The 1,140-nt window shown below is 64.2% G+C and carries 1 pseudogene; it reads right to left on the minus strand.

Going from position 1 to position 1,140, the window contains the following annotated elements:
• Positions 1–681 (minus strand): annotated as a pseudogene (locus tag EB084_26185) (SAM-dependent DNA methyltransferase).
• Positions 682–1,140: the final 459 nt, after the last annotated feature.

Consider the following 1,140-nt stretch of genomic DNA (forward strand, 5'->3'; position numbering starts at 1 on the left):
TGCCCGTCGGGGTCGCGCAGGCCGGGGGCGCGCAGGGTGTCGCCGCGCACGATCCGGAAGTCCTCGATCTCGTGCAGGAACAGGTTCATGCGGGCGATGGCCGCGGTGGTGAGGTTCACCTCTTGTCCGTACAGGCGCAGGGTGCGGGTGTCGCCCCCGTGATCGCGCACGGTGTTGATGGTTTCGACCAGCATGCCGCCCGATCCGCAGGCCGGGTCGTACACGGCCTCGCCCGGCTGGGGTTGCAGAATGCGAATGAGCAGACGCACCACCTGACGCGGCGTGAAGAACTCGCCGGCCTTCTTGCCCGACTCGTCGGCGAAGTTCTTGAGCAGGTACTCGTAGGCCTGACCCAGCAGGTCGTGGCTCACCTCGTCCGGATCGAGGGTGAGCGACTGGAACACCCGGATGAGCTCGACCAGGGCGCTCTCGGGCAGGCGCTCCTTGTTGGCCCAGGCCGCGTCGCCGAAGATGCCGGCCAGGGCCTCGGGGTTGGCCTGCTCGATGGTGCCCAGGGCCTTGGCGATGTGGGCCCCCAGGTTGGCCGTCTTGGTCGAGACGTCGCGGGGTGAAGCGGTGGTAGTCGGTCTCCACCTCGGGGTCGACGTCGGCGCCATAGTCGGCCACCGCCTGGTCGTGCTCCCAATCGTAGGTGTCGGAAATCCACTTCCAGAACAGCATGGGAAACACGTAGGTCTTGAAGTCGGCCGGATCGACCGGCCCGCGCAGGGCGTTCACCGCCGCCCACAGGCGCGCCTCGAGATCTGCAAGCGTGACGCTCACGCGCCCACCTTCTCATGAACCATCTCTGTCAATCGCTCGACTTTCAGGGCGGCAGCGCGAACCATCAGCACCCTCGCGCCGCCAGTCCGCGCGTTTCCTCAATATGAGAGACATTTTGCAGCCACGCGCAACCCTTCTCGCAGCGAAAAAAGCTATCCTGCCCACGTCGGCCCTCGTTGCACGGCTGATTACATCTGCCAGCGCTTGTGCAAAGGCCTGAACAGACGCTTCAAGTCCAACTCGTCTTCGACACTGTTGCCTGCAGGGTCACAGACCAGAATCCTGAAATTCTCCTTGACGAAATCAGGGAAGCCGGAGGCGAACATGCGCAAGAGCATCTTATCGACTGAACTCGAC

The sequence above is a fragment of the Pseudomonadota bacterium genome (assembly GCA_010028905.1).
GTDB lineage: Bacteria > Vulcanimicrobiota > Xenobia > RGZZ01 > RGZZ01 > RGZZ01.